Below are 16,951 nucleotides of genomic sequence, written 5' to 3'. Positions count from 1 at the left end.
CTATAAGCGAGTATTATTTTCTTAAATCAAATCTGTCTAGATTCATTACTTTAGTCCATACGGCAATAAAATCGTTTACAAATTTTTCGTGAGCATCACCAGCTGCATAAACTTCTGCAATTGCTCTTAATTCTGAATTTGATCCAAAAACAAGATCTGCACGTGTTCCTATCCATTTAGGCTGTCCAGTACTTCTGTCATTTCCAGTATAAAGTTCTTTGTCATTTGAAACAGACTTCCATTCTGTATTCATGTTCAATAAGTTTACAAAGAAATCATTTGTTAGCTGGCCAGGTCTCGTTGTAAAAACACCATTTTTACTTCCGTCTGCATTAATATCCAGAACACGAAGTCCACCTAAAAGAACCGTTAATTCTGGCGCAGTTAGAGTTAGCAAATTCGCTTTATCTATAAGAAGTTCTTCTGTTAAAACAGTCGATTTTGTTTTTCTATAATTTCTAAAACCATCAGATTTTGGTTCTAAATATCCAAACGATTCAACATCTGTCTGTTCTGCAGATGCATCCATACGTCCAGGTGAAAAAGGTACTTTCGCAGATGCTCCTGCATCTTTAGCTGCTTTTTCTACAGCTGCAGATCCTCCTAAAACGATTAAATCGGCCAATGAAACTTTTTTATCTCCATTTGCAGCATTAAATTCTTTTTGAATACCTTCTAATTTATCTAAAACAACCTTAAGTGCAGCTGGATTATTTATTTCCCAATCTTTCTGTGGTGCAAGTCTTATGCGTCCACCGTTTGCGCCTCCACGCTTATCTGATCCTCTAAAAGTAGAAGCTGAAGCCCAAGCTGTAGCAACCAATTGAGACACGCTTAATCCTGAATTTAATACTTTCTCTTTAAGCTGTTCTATATCTTGGTCATTTATTAAAGTATGATTTACTTCTGGAATAGGATCCTGCCAAAGCAGTTCTTCTGTAGGCACTTCAGATCCAAGATAAAGAGCACGAGGTCCCATATCACGATGCGTCAATTTAAACCATGCACGAGCAAAAGCATCTGCAAACTCATCTGGATTTTCTAGAAAACGACGTGATATTTTCTCATAAGCAGGATCTAATCTTAAAGATAAATCTGTAGTCAGCATCGTTGGCAAGTGTTTTTTATTAGCATCAAAAGCATCTGGAATAATTGCTTCCGCATTTTTTGCTACCCATTGATGTGCTCCTGCCGGACTTTTTGAAAGTTCCCATTCAAAACCAAATAAATTCTCAAAAAAGTTATTGCTCCATTGTGTTGGTGTTTTTGTCCAAGTAACTTCAAGTCCGCTTGTAATAGCATCTCCTCCTTTTCCAGAACCAAAACTATTTTGCCATCCTAAGCCTTGCAGTTCCAGACCAGCTGCTTCTGGTTCAGCTCCCACATGATCTGATGAGGCAGCACCGTGCGTTTTACCAAAAGTGTGTCCACCCGCTATTAAGGCAACAGTTTCTTCATCATTCATTGCCATACGGCCGAAAGTGTCTCTAATATCTCTAGCTGCCGCAATAGGATCCGGATTTCCATCTGGCCCTTCAGGATTTACATATATAAGCCCCATTTGCACTGCTGCAAGCGGTTTTTCAAGATTTCTGCTATGGATATTTCCGTCGGCATTATCATCAGATGATACCACTCCATGATCTTTTGGAACACCTTCAGAACCGTCTTTATAACGTTCGTCACCACCTAACCATGTCGTTTCAGAACCCCAATAAACAGATTCGTCTGCTTCCCAAACATCGGCACGTCCTCCTGCAAAACCAAATGTTTTAAAGCCCATTGATTCTAAAGCCACATTTCCTGTTAAGATCAGCAAATCTGCCCATGAAATCTTTTGTCCATATTTTTGTTTTATGGGCCAAAGCAATCTTCTTGCTTTATCAAGACTTACGTTGTCTGGCCAACTGTTAAGAGGCGCAAATCGCTGTTGTCCTGCTCCTGCTCCGCCTCGCCCGTCATGCACTCTATAAGTACCTGCACTATGCCAAGCCATTCTTATGAAAAGGCCTCCATAATGACCAAAATCTGCAGGCCACCAATCTTGTGAATCAGTCATAAGAGCATGCAAATCTTTCTTTAATGCCTCAATGTCGAGACTTTTAAAAGCTTCTGCGTAATTAAAATCCTTATCTAACGGATTTGATAACAACGAATTCTGTCTCAGGATATTTACCTTTAACTGTTTGGGCCACCAGTCAAGATTTTTAGTTCCCGATGCTGCCTGCTTATCAATGCTCCCATTATGAAAAGGGCATTTGCTGATGTCATTTGATTGATTGTCCATAGTTGAAAAATTTTATTTTTGACTAAATTACAAACTAATGAAAAAGAAAATTCTGACTGTGAATCATAAATAATTCTTAGAGAATAGACAAAATCTATACAGAATTATTTTAATGATTCTAATTCCTTATAACACTTCTTATTATAAAAAAACATTGTTTTTGAAAGACACAATACTTTTATAATTTTAAATTTTGCTTCTATAAATTTAGCAAAAAGAATCTTTTTATCGTCATAAACATTTAAATTGCTTCTCTGTAATATCTATATTTCTTGCTATTTTCAATTTCTGTTGCTTATTAAAGTGAGAGATAAGCTTTCCACTTTCTGTTAAAAACCATTCAATAAAAAAGGTGTTTAAAAATTTAAACACCTTTTTATACCTCAACTTAACATTAACTCTTACTTTATAAACTCAATAATAAAACCTCCTTTAGGAGCAATATTATATTGCCAGTTAGCGGTTAATGGAAAAGTTTCAACTTTAAAATCCATTAATGGATCTTTACCTTCAGTAATGATTTTGAATTTCGAATAGCCTTTTCCATATTTAGCCAAATCAATTGAAACGGGCAAAGATGAGTTCGTTCCGTTTATTCCAATAATATAAGAAAGGTTATCTTTTTTACGAGACAACACAATTGATTTGCCTGGATCTGCTACAATAGCCTCGGTTTTGTCCCAAGTTGCGGGCATTTCTTTTATTAAAGTCTTAAGTTCATTTGGCAATGAATTAAAAACTTCTTCAGAATCTGCAAAATGAATAATTCCTGATGTGTAAATCATGGCCATTGCTAGTTCATGAACTGAAGTATTTACACGTTTATATTTTCTAAAAGTCAAAGCAAACGGCGTATAATCTGCTGGACCAGCTACGTTTCTTGTAAAAGGCAAAACTGTATTTTGTTCTGCTGCTTTTTCTGGAAATCTCGGTTCGTAGAAATAACTTTCTGTTCCTAAAATAGCTTCTGCTGTTACAAAATTGGGCCATGTTCTGTGCCAACCTCTCGGAACTGTTGTTCCATGTAAGTTCACTAACAAATGTTCTTTTGCTGCATCTTCAAAAACGCCTTGTAAAGCTGCCATAACTTCTTGTCTGTCCGAACACCAAAAGTCTATTTTGACACCTTTTATTCCCATTTCTGCCAATTCTTTAAATCTTTTTTTTCTTTTTACTGGATCAAAGTATTCTTCTGAAAATCCCCAAACTAATGGCTGCACTCCTTTAGACAATGCATAATCAACAATTTTACCTTCTTTGTTGGCTTTTTCCCATCCTGCATCAAAAAGTGTGTATTTGAAACCAAATAAAGCCGAAACATCCGTGAATTTATTATACATTTCTGGAGTAAAATCTTCGGGATGCGACCACCATGACCAAGCTGCTTTTCCAGATTGAATCCAAGAAACGTCTTTTATTTTAGATGCCGGAGCCAAATCGGTAATCATAGTAGATAATAAAATATCGCCCGCTTTATCTCCAATCATAATAACTCTCCAAGGCATTGTCCAAGGCTCAGCAGACTCAGGATAAGCATTTCCTTTATCAGGCAAAGGCAACGTAAATTTTTCGTCATTTTTAGCAAAAGCAATTCTATAAACTCCGTCTTTAGAATCTGGATCTAAATGACAGCCTGGAAAAGAACCATCTGTTCCTGATTCTGCAATTAAAACCCAATTTTTAGCATCATTTACATTAAAAAGTGCTGGCATACACCAGCCAATAGATTCGCCTCTTGCGCCATTTATTGGATCTCCGGGTTTTACATTCACATAAAAATCTTCATAACCTGGAGTATAATCTCCTGCTTTGTTATACGGCTGGAGCCATCCTTTTGCTTTTTGATCAATATGAAATCCTGTCAATTCGTTCTTTAGCACTCTGTTTTGTTTTTCCTGCTCTGTAAACTTATATCTAAAAGCAACTCCTTCTTGGCCTGCAATTAAATCTATTGTCATTAAAGCGCCTTTGCTATTCTTGAATGTGATGCTTTTGCTTTTAAAAACATGATCTGCGACTTTATTATTCGCAACTTTAAGCTCATATTTTTCACGTTTTTCTTCAATTGATGAAACTTTCACAACTGATAATCCTGTTGTAAAATCGTTGTTTTCAAAATTTAATCCGAGAGGAGAATCCAAAATTATCGCTTGGTCTTTGCGGGTAACCTTATAAGACAATTTCCCATATTGACTTAAAGACAGCTCAATCTTATTTAGATTGTCCTTAGACTTAAGAGAAAGCTCTTCGTTTTGTGCTACACAACTTGTCAGCATCAAAAATACGGCGGGTATCAGCACGCTTAAAGATCGGTTAAAAAACATTTTTTTCATTTATATAATTATTAGAGGTGATAGTTCTTTTTGTTATTGGATTACATCAAAAGCATAAATAATAGTTTCGCTATAAACTTGCCCAGATTGGAATATCGTATTCGGAAAATGTTCATGATTCGGACTGTCAGGATAATATTGGCATTCTAAACAGAGTCCATCAAATGAACTGTATAGTTTATCATGTACCCCGATAATATCACTGTTTAAATAATCTCCCGTGTATAATTGCACTCCTGGATAAGAGGTGTAAACACGCATTATTCTTCCCGATTTTTCATCATACAATTCACAAACAGAATTTTCATTTTTAGCGTTTCTATCAAAAATATAATAGAGATTAAGTCCGCTATTTTGCATTACATCTTTTAGTTTGTCTTTCAAAAACAAATACTCATCGGCAAGCAAAATTTTTCCTGTCGGAATATAATCGGCTGTGCTTTCTAGAATTTTAGATCCCTGAACGGTAAGCAGATGATGATGTATTTTTTCTTTACAGGCAGATAAATTAAAATAAGAATGATTGGTAAAATTTAATGGCGTTGCTGCATCGGCTTCTGCCAAAAAATCAATTTTGAGTTCGTTTTGATCCGTCCATTTATAGCTCACTTTCATCTTCAAATTTCCAGGAAAACCACCTTCTCCATTTTTACTTTTAAGAATAAAAATTACGGCATCTTCTTCTACAACAAAATCAAACACTTTGTTATTAACCCCAGCCGAACCGCTATGATTATTGTTTTTACCATCGTTTTTATCGAGATGATATGTTTTATTTTCGATAGAAAATGCCGCATTCTGAATTCTATTTGCAAAACGGCCAACAGTCGCTCCTATGTAAGATTGATCTTTTATGTATCCTTCTAAAGTTGGAAATCCTAAAACTATATTTTCTTTATTTCCTTCGGTATCTGGCACCACTATGGATTTTACTATGGCACCATAATTAAGAAGTTCGACATAATTGCCATGACTATTTGTGATCTGAAATTTGAAAATTTCTTTTCCGTCATGCCAGCCAAAAGACTCACAAACAATATTATTGAGAGGGTTCATATAGTTTTATAAAAATATTAAAATTGGTAATGTTAGTATAGAATTTCAAATTTAGGTTTGATTATTGTTCTCAAAATGGACATTTTTTGCGAAAGCATGGATTAAATTACGATATTTGAAAAATCATGAAAAATGTAGCACAAAAAGAAAAGATAAAAGTCAAAGAAGGTTTTTTAGGACAGCGAATGATTGTAATTCCAAAAAACATCCTTTCGATTATTAAAAAGAATCCACTGATAGCCGGTTTGTATTTTACCGATATTGGTGTTTTTCCAAATGCAAGCCATCACTCCATGAAACGAAAACATGGAAGCAAGCAATACATTTTAATTTATTGCTATAAAGGAGAAGGCATTATTAGCAAAGAAAATAAAACGATAACACTCAAAGCCAATACCTTTTATATAATACCTCCTGAAGTGGCACATGATTATTATGCCTTAAAACAAAATCCGTGGAGTATCTACTGGATTCATTTTACGGGAATGCAAGCACCTTTTCTTTATGATAAATTCATTGCCGAACATCCTGAAACTGCACCTCAACTATCACTCGAAGAAAGACGTATTGAACTTTTTGAAAACATTCTGGATGTTATGGAAGACGGTTACAGCGCCAGTAATCTCGAATTTGCCAATCTTTCGTTATGGCAATTATTAAATACCTTTTTGTATGAAAAATTCTTCATTCAAAAGAACCGAAAATTTTCAGAGGATAATACTATTGAGTCGGCTATTGACTATATGAAAAAACGTCTTGATCTTTCCTTAAAAATTAATGATGTTGCCGCTTATTTTAACTATTCTCCGTCTCATTTTTTTACCTTATTTAAGAAACAGACAGGGTATTCTCCTATACACTATTTCAATTATTTAAAAATGCAGAAAGCTTGTCAATATCTCAGTTTCACAACTATGAGCATCAAAGAAATCAGTTTTAATTTAGGGTTCAATGACCCTTTATATTTCTCTCGTTTGTTCAAAAAAATCATGAGTACTTCACCTATACAATATCGCACCGAATACAAGCAGTAACGCAATTGTTTTCGTATTTAAGCATTCAATAGCAAAAAATCAGATTATAATCCATCTATTCAAAAAAAATATCCATAAATCAAAGGTTCCGATTCCGCTAATTTTACAAAAGCTATTAAAACCTTTTTATGAAAAATTACAATTATACCTTTTTACTATCAATTAGTCTAGTTGCGGCATTGGGTGGATTACTCTTTGGTTACGACTGGGTTGTAATCGGTGGTGCAAAACCATTTTACGAACTTTATTTTGGCATTACAGATTCTCCGGCTTTACAAGGCTGGGCCATGAGTAGCGCCCTTGTTGGCTGTGTTGGAGGAGCCGCCTTTGCAGGAAAACTGGCAGACAGTTATGGTAGACGACCTATTCTAATCGTTGCCGCCGTATTATTCTCCTTATGTGCTCTTGGAACGGGAGCATCTGAAACTTTTACTGTATTTATTATCTGGCGTATTATTGGAGGAATCGGAATCGGGATTGCTTCTACAATTTCCCCTTTATATATTGCCGAAATTGCGCCTCAGGAAACCCGAGGATTATTTGTTTCCATCAATCAATTAACCGTGGTTATTGGAATTCTTGCCGCACAGATCACCAATATGCTAATTACAGATGTTATTCCGCCAGATTATTCTCATGCAGAAATTTTGGCTTCTTGGAATGGTCAAACGGGCTGGCGATGGATGTTTTGGGCAGGATTTTTCCCAGCGGTTCTTTTCTTTATATTAATGTTTTTAATTCCCGAAAGCCCTAGATATCTAGCGAAAAAAGGAAATCACGATAAAGCCGAAAATATTTTATCTAAAATTGGAGGATTGTCATACGGAAAAGAAGCAATTACAACTATCAAAGAGACTTTTACAGAAGAAACAGAAAAAACCGATTTGAGAATGTTGTTTGATAAAAAAGCGATGCCTATTCTCTTAATCGGAATTGTATTGGCTGCTTTCCAGCAATGGTGCGGTATTAATATCATTTTTAATTATGCTCAAGAAATCTTTGTTTCGGCAGGCTATAGTATCAATGATTTGTTCATGAATATCGTAATTACAGGAAGTATTAACCTTGTTTTTACATTGGTTGCTATGGGAACGGTAGACAAAGTTGGACGTAAAAAACTGATGCTTTTTGGTTCAGCAGCACTTGCTATAATCTATGCTTTATTGGGTTATTTTTATTATACCAATGTTACTGGTTTCCCTTTATTATTACTGGTATTATTAGCCATTGCTATTTATGCCATGTCTCTTGCTCCTATTACTTGGGTTATTTTATCTGAAATTTTCCCTAACCGAATCAGAGGCGTTGCAATGTCTGTTGCCACATTTGCACTCTGGATTGCATCTGCACTTTTAGTACAAACATTTCCAATGTTTAACGAATACTTAGGCACATCTGGAACTTTCTGGATCTACGGAATTATCTGTGCTTTAGGATTCTTGTTTGTACTCAAAAAGCTTCCTGAAACCAAAAACAAAAGTCTCGAAGAGATTGAAAAACTAATGGTTTCTGATAAAGAATCAAAGAATATTCAATAATTTAAATTTCATTACATCATGCAAAAAGTAAATGTTTGGAAGGAAAAAATTATCCTGCCAACTTATGAGGTGGGCAAACCTGAAAAAAATCCTGTATTTATTGAGAAAAGAGTGTATCAAGGAAGTAACGGATCTGTATATCCTTATCCAGTTATTGAAAAAATCGCTGACGAGAAAACCGATAAAGAATATCTGGCTGTATACCTTGAAAATGAATTTGTTAAAATAATGATTCTTCCAGAACTTGGCGGACGTGTTCATATGGCGTATGATAAAACTAAAAATCGCCATTTTGTGTATTACAATCAGGTGGTAAAACCAGCTTTGGTTGGACTTACAGGCCCTTGGATATCGGGTGGAATCGAATTCAACTGGCCACAGCACCACAGACCAACTACTTTTGATCCTGTTGATTTTACTATAGAAGAACATGAAGATGGCAGTGCAACTGTTTGGTGCAGTGAGGTAGAACGTATGTTTAGAACCAAAGGTATGGCTGGTTTTAGATTATATCCTGATAAAGCGTATCTTGAAATTAAAGCACAATTATACAACAGAACATCGTTTCCACAGACATTTTTATGGTGGGCGAATCCTGCTGTAAAGGTAAATGATGATTATCAGTCGGTTTTTCCGCCAGATGTAAATGCTGTTTTTGATCACGGTAAACGTGACGTTTCGTCTTTTCCAATTGCAAAAGGAACCTATTACAAAGTAGATTATTCGCCAGGAACTGATATTTCTCGCTACAAAAATATTCCCGTTCCAACTTCTTATATGACGATTGCTTCCAAATATAATTTTGTGGGCGGATACGAAAATGATTCAAAAGGCGGATTATTGCACGTAGCCAATCATCATGTTTCGCCAGGAAAAAAACAATGGACTTGGGGACACGGCGATTTCGGACGTGCTTGGGATCGTAATCTTACCGACGAAGATGGCCCTTATATCGAATTGATGTGTGGTGTTTATACCGATAATCAGCCCGATTTTACTTGGATTATGCCGGGTGAGCAAAAGGAATTTACACAATATTTTATGCCTTATCGTGATTTGGGAGTTGTAAAAAATGCGACCAAAAATGCGATGGTTAATTTAGAGAACATCGGCGATAAACTGGTTATTAAAGCGTATACGACAGGAGTTTATCCAAAAACAACAGTTACTTTAAAAAACAATGACGTTGTTTTATTTCAAAAACAGTACGATGCTTCTCCATACAATTCATTTGAAGAAACCATCGATTTTAATCATAACGCTTCTTTAGAAGGTTTATCGATTTCTGTAACCGATGCAGATGATAAAGTTTTAGTTGATTGGGTTTACGAAGCACAAAATGAAGATGAAATTCCTGAAGCTGCAAAACCTGCACTTGCTCCAGAAGACATCGAAAATAACGAACAATTATTCCTGACGGCTCAGCATTTAGAGCAATACAGACACGCCACTTACAGTCCGATTCCGTATTATGAAGAAGCTTTAAAACGTGATTCTGGCGATGTTCGTTCCAATAATGCAATGGGATTATGGCTCATGAGAAGAGCTAAATTTACTGAAGCTGAACCCTATTTTAGAGCAGCCATAAAAACATTGACGCAGCGAAATCCGAACCCGTATGATGGTGAAGCTTATTTTAATCTAGGATTATGTCTAAAATATCAGAACAAAAACAAAGAAGCTTACGATGCTTTTTACAAATCGACTTGGAATGCCGCTTGGCAAAATCAAGGTTATTTTTATGTAGCACAGCTTGATGCTTTAAATGGTGATTTTGAATTGGCTCTAGAACACATTCAAAAAGCCATTTCTAAAAATACCGAAGATCATAAAGCACTGCATTTGCAAGTAGCTTTTCTTAGAAAATTAAATCAAAAAGAAAAAGCGCTTCAGCTTGCAGACCTTTATTTACAAAACGACTCATTTAATTTTGGGTTATTGTATGAAAAGTATCTTTTAAGTACTGATAAAAAAGAGCTAGCCTATCTAAATGCATTAATCCGAAACAATATTCATACTTATATTGAATATGCTTTAGATTACAATGCGGCTGGTTTGTATGAAGAAGCTGCAGGTTTACTAAATGAATGCCTTAAAGATGAAAACACCTATCCGATGGCGTGGTATTTTGCAGGTTCATTTTATGAAAAATTAAATGATTTCGATCAAGCCGAAAAATGTTTCAAAATGGCTTCTCAGGCAAAACCAGATTATTGTTTTCCAAATCAGATTGAAGCTGCTTTAGTGCTTTCTCAAGTAATTCAAAAACAAACTAATGACGCGAAAGCTTTGTATTATTTAGGAAACTTCTGGTACGCGTCGAAATTTTATGATGAAGCTGTTTCCTGCTGGGAAAAATCGGTTGCTATTGATGATACTTTCCCTACTGTGGATCGTAACTTGTCATTGGCTTATTACAATAAATTAAATGATGAACAAAAAGCACTGGCTAATTTAGAGAAAGCATTTTCTTTAGATGTAGAAGATTCTAGAATCTTAATGGAATTAGATCAGTTGTACAAACGCTTGAACAGAGATTTGGTTTTTAGATTGGCTTTCTTAGAAAGACATTTAGAATTGGTTATTCAAAGAGATGATGTGTATTTAGAAAGAGTCGCTTTATACAATTTACTAGGAAAACATGATAAAGCCTTAACATTATTACAAAATAGAATTTTTCATCCTTGGGAAGGCGGAGAAGGAAAAGTAAGCGGACAATATCTGATTTCTTTGACTGAAATTGCCAAACAGGAAATTGCACAAGGAAACCATGATAAAGCTATAGCATTTTTGGAACAGGCACAAATTTATCCTGATAATTTAGGTGAAGGAAAACTGCCAGGCGCACAGGAAAATGATATTCATTACTGGCTTGGAGTTGCTTATGAAAAGAAAAATAATTTGGAAGAAGCTCAAAACTGGTGGCAGAAAGCAACGCAAGGTCTAGAAGAACCTACAGCGGCAATTTTCTATAACGACCAACAGCCAGATAAAATTTTCTATCAGGGATTAGCTTTCTTAAGATTGAACAATATTTCAGAAGCCAATAAACGTTTTGAAAAGTTCGTTGCTTACGCCGAAAAACATGTAAACGATCATGTTACGATTGATTATTTTGCAGTTTCACTTCCGGATCTTATGATTTGGGAAGATGATCTCGACAAACGAAACAAAATTCACTGCTTATACATGAAAGGATTAGGTCTTCTAGGTCTTGATAAAAAAGCCGAAGCTGAAAAGACTTTTAATCTTGTTCTGTCTGAAGAGAAAAGCCATTCAGGCGTGACGATACATCTTTCATTATTAAAAAATGAGGAATCGGTTTCAGTTTAAGTTAGTATTTTAAATAGGAACTAAAGATTAGCTTCGGAGAAGCGAAATAGTTATAGTAATTGTATTTATTATTGAGGACAAAGCTCCAGCGGAGCGACATCTTTTTAGATTGCTTGCATATTTCGCTCCTCTGGAGCTCTTTTGTAGGTACGTGATTGAATTTCTATAAATATTTTGCCCCGCTGTGGCTTATTTATATGCAGAAATAAAAAATAAATGGCCGTGCAAAAAGAATTGACAGCCTTTTGTTTTTTATAATTGAATTGTGTTCCTGCAAGGTTAAAAAAACTGTTGAATCTTCTAAAATGAAAAGGTTTGATCAATTTAATCATCAAACCTTCTTTTAGACAATCTTGTAATTCCGAGGAACGAGGAATCGCACTAGTAATTCCGCAACGATTTGTCTTTTCTTTGTCGAGTCACTTGTGTGATTCCTCGTTACTCGGAATAACAAACTAAATCAATTATTTTAATGAATCGGTTTGTCGTCTCGTTTTACTCCCCAATCTTTATTTGATTTTGATCCCATTACAAATTCCAAAACACCACCATTATCAATATCAGATTGGTGAATAAAAGTCTTTGTATACGTTTTACCATTTAATTTGGCACTTTGAATATAAATGTTTTCATCTGAAACATTTTTAGCAGTAACCTTAAAAGTCTTTCCGTTTTTCAACTCAATAGAAGCTTCTTTCAATAGCGGAGAACCTATAATATAAGTACTGCTTGCTGGGTTAACAGGATAAAATCCCATGGCGCTAAAAATATACCAAGCCGAAAGTTCGCCGCAATCATCATTACCCGAATAGCCTGAAGAAGTTGTATTGTACATTTTCTTTAGTATTTCTGCAGTGTATTTTTGAGTTTTCCAAGGCTGACCTGCATAATTGTATAAATAAGCAATATGATGACTTGGCTCGTTTCCGTGTGCATATTGGCCAATAAAACCCGAAGCATTATCATTTACTTCTTCTGGTTTATCTTCTAGCGTGAAAAAAGTATCTAGTTTTTTGGTAAAGGCATTATCACCTCCAACCAAATTTACAAGTCCTTTTACGTCTTGAGGAACATACCAAAAGTACTGCCAGCCATTTCCTTCTGTAAACGGATAACCACCGTTGGCTCCATACTTCAGCGGATCAAAAGGACCTATCCAATTGCCTTTATCATCTTTTGCCCTGAAAAAACTTATTTCTTTATCGTACAGATTTTTATAAAACTGAGAACGTTTTGTAAAATGATTGTAATCATCGATTTTAACGAGTTTCTTTGCCAATTCAGCCACACACCAATCGTCATAAGCCATTTCTAAAGTCAAAGAAACCGACTGTGATTTAAAATTTTCTGGAATGTATCCGTACTTTTCCCAAATGCCAAATGGCGATCCAGGATGTTCTCGTAACGATGAATTCTTTACGGCTTCAAAGGCTTCTTCGGCATCGATTCCTGGGATTTTTTTCAGCACAGCATCAACAATAACAGGAATAGCATGATTGCCAATCATACAGTAATTTTCCTGTCCCCATAATTGCCAAATTGGTAAATAGCCAAAAACTTTGTAATACGCCAACATACTATTTACAAAATCAGCAGTTCGTTCAGGCTGAATCAAAGTATATAAGGGATGTGCGCCACGATACGTATCCCATAAAGAAAATGTCGTATAATAAGGCTTGGATGAATTTCTAACTGCAAAATCGGCTGCCGGATAATCTCCGCTCACATCTGATAATGTGTTCGGCTGAATGAATGTATGGTACAAAGCGGTATAAAAAATCTGTTTTTGTTCTTCTGTCCCATCAATTTTTATCTTGCTTAATTCTTTTTCCCAAACGGCATCAGCATTGTTTATTGTTCCGTCAAAATCCCAAGCTGGAATTTCAGTTTGTACATTCAAACGTGCATTTTCGATACTTGTGGCAGAAATTCCCACTTTTACCAAAACTTCCTGCTGTTTTGACGTATCAAAATCTAATATTGCCCTAATTGCATTGCCATTAACCACTTTTGCATTATCATAAACATTACCACCATCTGTAATATGATTGCGAATTATTGGCTGTGAAAATTCGGCATGAAAATATACTTTTCGCATAGGCGCCCAACCCGTAATAATTCGAAATCCTTCAATAGTATGATCATTAGGGAAAGATAATTGAGAAGCAATAATTCGGGTATTCCAATCCGATTTTTTCATCGAATGATCTAAGTCAATGATGATATGGGATTCTTTATTTTTAGGGAAACTGTATTTGTGAAAACCAGCATGAGTTGTTGCTGTTAATTCGGCTTTTATTTGATAATCTAAAAGCTCTACGCTGTAATAACCCGGTTTTGCAGATTCTTTGTCATGAGAAAATTTTGATTGATAGGCGTTCTGTCCCACTTCTTCTTTTACAATAGCACCGCTAAAAGGCATTAGCATAACATCAAATAATTCGGCTACTCCGGTTCCGCTTAAATGTGTGTGGCTAAAACCTGCAATAGTGGTATCGTTATAATTATAACCACAAGCAACGCTCCAATCTGGTGTGTTTCGGGTGTCTGGACTTAGCTGTACCATTCCAAACGGAACTGTCGCTCCAGGATAATTATTCCCTGAAAGCGGCGAACCGTGTGCTGCGCCTGTTCCAATAAACGGATTTACATGTGAAGTGATTTTTTCTTTGGTTTGTGCTCCAAGAATTATGGAACTTAATATAGCACCACAAAGTATTATTTTATTGAGATTCATTTTGTAAAGATTTTGAAATATGAATTCTTTTTTTTTTTGAATTGTCCCCAACTTTTACTGGAGGTTAATCAAATTAGATTCAAATAAGGCTTTAGCCAAAACACTACGATTTTGGCTAAAGCCCTTTGTTTAATAGACTTTTATAAACCTCCAGTAAAAGCTGGAGGCAATTCAATTACTGTTTTAGTCCTGCAAGGTTTTCAAAACCTTGTAGGTGTTATATTTAGAAATGAGATAAAAAATTAAACCTACAAGGTTTAAAAAACCTTGCAGGATTACTACTCCAACTTATAATTTAGATGAAGTAATTTCTTTTAATTCCCCATTTACTTTGATCTTCACTTTACTAGGAGCTGGAGATTTTATTTCGTACTGAATTACTTTTCCATCTTTCCATTTGATGTTTATAGTAAAATTTCCTTCTGCTTTAATCCCTTTTACTTCGCCTTCTTTTAACCAAGCATCCGGCATTGCAGGCAATAATTCGATAAATCCTGCATGGCTCTGTATGAGCATTTCTCCAATTGCTGCTGTAGCTCCAAAATTTCCATCAATTTGAAAAGGCGGACCAGCAGAAAGCAAATTCGGATAAACTCCTCCACCTGCTCCGTAATTAATATTGGTAGCTAATGTTGGTCTCAAAATGGTTTTTAATAATTTATAAGCTCTATTTCCGTCTTTTAATCGAGACCAAAACAACATTTTATAAGCAATTGACCAACTTGGACCATCATCTCCTCTAACCTCTAAAGTTTTCTTTGCAGCTTCTGCCAAGTCAGGAGTGCTTTCAGGAGTTATTAAAGAGGCTGGATATAATCCGTATAAATGAGAAATGTGACGATGTTGTGCATCTGGTTCTTTATAAGGTTTTAACCATTCCTGAATTCTACCGTCTGGACTAATAACTCCCGGTGGTGGCAATAATTTTAATCTTTGTTCAAGATCATTGCTCAAATCTTTATCGATTCCCAATTTTTGAGATGCCGTTATTACATCATTAAATAATTCACGAACAATTTGATTGTCAATTGTTGGTCCCATACACACATGAGCATCTTGTCCATTGGGCAGGAAAAATGAATTTTCAGGAGAGACTGAAGGTGAAGTTACCAACCAGCCTGTTTCTGGATCTTTTACCAGCATGCTATTATAAAACTGAGCAGCTCCTTTTATAATTGGATAGATTTCTGCTAAATAATCCTTATCGTTTGTATACAAATAATGATTCCATAAATTGTTGCATAACCAGCCTGAACCTGCTTTTGCAATTCCCCATGAAGCACTTTCGCCTGGTTCTGTAAATCCCCAAACATTTGTAATTACATGTGCCACCCATCCATCAGCATTGTAATAGGCTTTTGCTGTTTTTTCTCCATAAGGAACCATCCCTTTTACCAAATTTTTTAAAGGAAGATTCAATTCAGATAAATTTCCTGTTTCTAATGCCCAGTGATTCATCTGAACATTTACATCCAGATGATAATCGCCATTCCATGGGGTTTGAACCTGGTGCGCCCATAATCCCTGTAAATTTGGAGGTAGTAATCCGACTCTCGTGCTGCTGATGCTTAAGTAACGGCCATATTGGTAAAACAAAACTGGAAGTTGGGTATCTGAATCAGGTTCTTTTAAAAACGCATCCAAACGTTCGTTTGTTGGTCGTGTTTTTTGAACTGGCTTTCCAAAATTTAAAGCCACACGATTAAACAATTTCTGATAGTTTTGAATGTGCGTTTTCTTCTGATCATCATATTTTTTCTGCATTGCGGCATCTAGAATTTTATCTACAGAAGACTCAAAACTTTTATCTTTAAAATCTGTTCCTGCCGAAATATACAAAATCACTTCAGTTGCATTTTTTACTGCCATCAAGTTATTAGAAAACAAAACATTACCATCTTTTACATGAGCTTTAACTTTAGCTTTGTATTTCATTCCTTTTCCGTCAATTCCGTTGTTGACTTGTCCTGTCATTACAAGAGAATTGTCATTTCCGATTTCGGTTTTAAAATGTTCTGGTCGGTCTAACTGAACTGTAAAGTTCAATTTTCCCTTTTTGCTTGAAGTCAATTTTACAAAAAGAACATCATCTCCAAAACCTGCAAAATATTCTCGTTTATAAGTTACACCGTCAATTGTAAATTGAGTAGACGCAAGCGCCGTTTGAATATTTAAGTTTCTATTGTAATTTATAGCCTTTGATTTGGTTTTATAGTCAAATTTCAAAGTCATATCTCCCAAAACTTGATAACATCCAAATTGCACATTTGCTCCATCCCCGCTTCCTGAGCCTGGGCCAGTACAAACAAAATTTTCATTGATTAATTTCTCGGCATCACTGTTTTTATTTGCCAATAATAATTCTCGTATCTGTGGTAGAAAAGAAAATGCTTTATAATTATTGGCATCCTGTGGAGATCCACTCCATAAGGTAATATCGTTTAAAACTAATTTTTCGGTTTCAATTCCGCCATCAGGCATAATTCCTAAACGTCCATTTCCTAATGGAAGCGTTTGTTCCCATTGAGAAGCTGGTTTTGTGTACCATAATTCCAAGGAATTACTTTGCGAATAGCCTAAGAAAGGTAATAGTACAAAAAGTAATGCTTTGTATTTCTTGATGTTCATATTGT

Annotated in this window: 8 protein-coding genes; 3 read left to right on the top strand and 5 right to left on the bottom strand. The window is 35.4% G+C overall.

Annotated elements, in window-relative coordinates:
- Positions 1 to 13: 13 nt before the first annotated feature.
- From katG to SOM12_RS18800, 3 genes are all read right to left on the bottom strand, one after another.
- Positions 14 to 2,287, bottom strand: coding sequence for a catalase/peroxidase HPI (gene katG / locus SOM12_RS18810; RefSeq protein ID WP_320494864.1), 2,274 nt, complete (start codon positions 2,285 to 2,287; stop codon positions 14 to 16).
- Positions 2,288 to 2,688: 401 nt separating this feature from the next.
- On the bottom strand, positions 2,689 to 4,620 hold the full coding sequence (locus SOM12_RS18805) for a glycoside hydrolase family 97 protein (RefSeq protein WP_320494863.1): 1,932 nt from the start codon (positions 4,618 to 4,620) through the stop codon (positions 2,689 to 2,691).
- Positions 4,621 to 4,653: 33 nt separating this feature from the next.
- Positions 4,654 to 5,676 (bottom strand): aldose epimerase family protein, encoded by a 1,023-nt coding sequence (locus SOM12_RS18800; protein WP_320494862.1) that lies wholly within the window; start codon positions 5,674 to 5,676, stop codon positions 4,654 to 4,656.
- A gap of 125 nt (positions 5,677 to 5,801) precedes the next feature.
- On the opposite strand from SOM12_RS18800, the gene SOM12_RS18795 reads away from it, so the two are divergent.
- From SOM12_RS18795 to SOM12_RS18785, 3 genes are all read left to right on the top strand, one after another.
- A complete protein-coding gene (locus SOM12_RS18795; protein WP_320494861.1) occupies positions 5,802 to 6,710 on the top strand; it encodes an AraC family transcriptional regulator in 909 nt (302 codons plus the stop codon).
- Between the two features lie 128 nt (positions 6,711 to 6,838).
- Entirely contained in the window at positions 6,839 to 8,248 is a 1,410-nt protein-coding gene (locus SOM12_RS18790; RefSeq protein ID WP_320494860.1) for a sugar porter family MFS transporter, read from the top strand.
- An 18-nt stretch (positions 8,249 to 8,266) separates the two neighbouring features.
- On the top strand, positions 8,267 to 11,581 hold the full coding sequence (locus tag SOM12_RS18785) for a DUF5107 domain-containing protein (protein ID WP_320494859.1): 3,315 nt from the start codon (positions 8,267 to 8,269) through the stop codon (positions 11,579 to 11,581).
- A 469-nt stretch (positions 11,582 to 12,050) separates the two neighbouring features.
- Here the strand turns inward: SOM12_RS18785 and SOM12_RS18780 are convergent, their stop codons facing one another.
- Together SOM12_RS18780 and SOM12_RS18775 are read right to left on the bottom strand one after the other, a co-directional pair.
- Positions 12,051 to 14,318, bottom strand: a complete 2,268-nt coding sequence (locus tag SOM12_RS18780) for a GH92 family glycosyl hydrolase (RefSeq protein ID WP_320494858.1) — start codon at positions 14,316 to 14,318, stop codon at positions 12,051 to 12,053.
- Between the two features lie 288 nt (positions 14,319 to 14,606).
- Entirely contained in the window at positions 14,607 to 16,946 is a 2,340-nt protein-coding gene (locus SOM12_RS18775) for a glycoside hydrolase family 95 protein (protein WP_320494857.1), read from the bottom strand.
- Positions 16,947 to 16,951 lie beyond the last annotated feature (5 nt).

Source organism: Flavobacterium sp. CFBP9031, assembly GCF_034044945.1.
Lineage (GTDB): Bacteria > Bacteroidota > Bacteroidia > Flavobacteriales > Flavobacteriaceae > Flavobacterium.
This window is presented reverse-complemented; position numbering and strand designations above follow the sequence as displayed.

Bases quoted from the DNA above. Each gene is read 5' to 3' on its own strand.
- SOM12_RS18800 (WP_320494862.1), bottom strand. From the start codon at position 5,676: ATGAACCCTCTCAATAATATTGTTTGTGAGTCTTTTGGCTGGCATGAC.
- SOM12_RS18805 (WP_320494863.1), bottom strand. From the start codon at position 4,620: ATGAAAAAAATGTTTTTTAACCGATCTTTAAGCGTGCTGATACCCGCC.
- SOM12_RS18780 (WP_320494858.1), bottom strand. From the start codon at position 14,318: ATGAATCTCAATAAAATAATACTTTGTGGTGCTATATTAAGTTCCATA.
- SOM12_RS18790 (WP_320494860.1), top strand. From the start codon at position 6,839: ATGAAAAATTACAATTATACCTTTTTACTATCAATTAGTCTAGTTGCG.
- katG (WP_320494864.1), bottom strand. From the start codon at position 2,287: ATGGACAATCAATCAAATGACATCAGCAAATGCCCTTTTCATAATGGG.
- SOM12_RS18795 (WP_320494861.1), top strand. From the start codon at position 5,802: ATGAAAAATGTAGCACAAAAAGAAAAGATAAAAGTCAAAGAAGGTTTT.
- SOM12_RS18775 (WP_320494857.1), bottom strand. From the start codon at position 16,946: ATGAACATCAAGAAATACAAAGCATTACTTTTTGTACTATTACCTTTC.
- SOM12_RS18785 (WP_320494859.1), top strand. From the start codon at position 8,267: ATGCAAAAAGTAAATGTTTGGAAGGAAAAAATTATCCTGCCAACTTAT.